Raw genomic sequence first — 2,286 nt, 5'->3', positions numbered from 1 at the left:
TTGGGGGTTCCCCCCATGAGCGACTGCCGTTGGTTTCCCCCACTCGCTATTGCATCAAGAACACTCTTGGTGGGTACTGCCACCTGGGTCCCGGAAGAGTGAAGCACCAAGGCAGTCCTTGGTTTTGCCTGGACAGCAATTGTTTCAGGAACCGCTGGTTCAGGTGTTTTTACGTCACTGGAATTCTGTTGAGGTGCATCCGGTAGGGACTGAATGGTTTGCCCACGGGTTGGTTTGGATACACCAATACTGGCAGTAGCAGCAATGATCGCTGCTAACAAGGGAGATAAACGCATTGTGTTGTTTGTTTTTGACACTTCCACACACCATTCCTATTGGGTCATTGGTCATTGGTAAACTCTCAGTAAGCCATTGATTACTGGTTGACGGAGGGCTAACAACTCCAGTGCCATAGGAGCAACTATTATATTAGTTATTAGTTGTCAGCCACAGTACCATGACTGAACACTTGACCTAAGCAAGCAATGCGCATGCCTGTTGTCTATTTTCGTTCGTCTGTGGTTATTTTTACCAATGTGCTAAATTTTTTTGGGTTACGGGTTAACGATGGCATCAATCCCGTCACTTGTTTTTACCCTGTCAGATCTAGTCAGAGGCTGATTAGAGTTTGCTCTCAAGAACTTTTTGTAGGACTTGCTGATAGGCTTGTTCTACATTTCCCAAGTCCTTGCGAAATCGGTCTTTGTCCATCACTCGACGCTCCGGATCAGTTTCGGCTTGGTTCCAAAGGCGGCAGGTATCAGGACTGATTTCATCGGCTAATAGTAGTTCTTCAGACGGGGTTAGACCAAACTCCAACTTGAAGTCTACTAGAGTAATGCCACACTGATAGAAGAAGTCAGTCAGAATTTGGTTAATTCGCAACGCTTGCTCAATCAGTTGCTTCAACTGCTCAGGCGTTGCTAGTTCCAGCAGTAGTAAGCGATCGCGTGTTAACAAGGGATCTCCTAAGTCGTCATTCTTTAAATAAAATTCCACTAGGGCTTTCGGGAGTACCCGACCCTCTGGTATTCCAGTTTGTTGACATAGACTACCAGCAGCAATGTTCCTGACTACCACCTCCAAGGGCACAATTTTTACCTGTTTGACCAACATTTGGTTGGGAGTAGGACGGTCAATGAAGTGTGTAGCTATGCCATTCTCTTCTAAGACTTTGAACAAATGAGATGCGATCGCACAATTTATCTCACCCTTCCCAGAAATCTGACCTCGCTTTTGGGCATTAAAGGCAGTGGCATCATCTTTAAAGTGAGTCAGTAGAATCTCTGGGTCATCGGTAGTATATAGGATTTTCGCTTTACCTTCGTAGAGTTTTTGATCAGGGGACATAATCAGTAAGATGATGGTTGACTGACAATATATTGACAGATATACCAGCCCTAAATGATTCGTAAAATATAGTGGCCACAGCCGACGCTATCGCGTTCGCTTTGGCCGTAGGCCAAAGCGAACGCCGAATCGCGCTTAAAGCAAGCCCAGCAATGATTTCAGATTTTGCATGTTTGACAACTGATTTAGGATTGCTATAGATCTTGACCAAAAATTTTGGGTTTAAAGCCCCGTCCTTCAAGGTACGGCTTTGATTTATAATTAAACCTAGCGGTTTTACGCATATATAAAAAGCGTAGTAGGTCGCTTCGGATAGCTTGAGCTCCGGAAGCAAAGTAGCAAAAATACGCGCATTTTTTATAAATGTTGAAGCCGTAGCACGACAATTGAATAAATTTCTCCCGGTGCACTTTCGCGCACCTTTCCAAACGCCGCCGGGCAGACGGTGTATGCTTGTGGAGGGTAAAGTCGTTGGACTCCCCGAGAAGCAATAATCCTCGCTGCGTGATTCAGGAGGAGTGTCAAAGATAGATTTAGCTATATCCGCGATTCATAAGGGGCTGTGTGCGCCACCTACGGGCGCACTTTATAAGCCCCCTCCCACACTAAACCAATCAACAAAAGATGTGGGGTTTATAACGGATCTAGCTAAAGTTTTTCAGCAAAGCAGAAAGCGATGCAGCAAGGGAACAGGGTACCTAACGCCGACCTGTGGGGGTTCCCACGGGTAAAACAGCGGTGCATTCACCTAGTGTCTCCAAAGGAGAATCGTGGTGTTTCGCAAACAGACACAAAACCACTCGCCCTTTGCATCAAGACAATGCCCTTGTGTTTTGGTGCTCGCGAGGCGAGCTGCTCGAGTTCCCGGTCGATCGCCGGCAACTCGCCGGCGCCTTGCAGTTGGATCAGCAGTTGCTCGATCATGGCCATACGTCG

The 2,286-nt window shown here is 46.7% G+C and carries 2 protein-coding genes and 1 pseudogene; all 3 read right to left on the bottom strand.

The window, feature by feature from the left end:
* A pseudogene (locus tag F6K20_RS34830) lies at positions 1-296 on the bottom strand (hypothetical protein); the annotation flags it as partial.
* 325 nt (positions 297-621) lie between these two features.
* On the bottom strand, positions 622-1,350 hold the full coding sequence (gene purC, locus F6K20_RS34825) for a phosphoribosylaminoimidazolesuccinocarboxamide synthase (RefSeq protein WP_008180181.1): 729 nt from the start codon (positions 1,348-1,350) through the stop codon (positions 622-624).
* A gap of 744 nt (positions 1,351-2,094) precedes the next feature.
* On the bottom strand, positions 2,095-2,286 hold a 192-nt coding region (locus F6K20_RS34820; protein WP_287297851.1), incomplete at its 5' end, for a hypothetical protein.

The organism is Moorena sp. SIO2C4 (assembly GCF_010672485.1).
Taxonomy (GTDB): Bacteria; Cyanobacteriota; Cyanobacteriia; order Cyanobacteriales; family Coleofasciculaceae; genus Moorena; species Moorena producens.
Note: the sequence above shows the minus strand (reverse complement) of the source record. Positions and strands in the feature narration are given on the sequence as shown.

Coding starts and splice junctions, on each gene's coding strand:
- purC (WP_008180181.1), bottom strand. CDS start 1,350: ATGTCCCCTGATCAAAAACTCTACGAAGGTAAAGCGAAAATCCTATAT.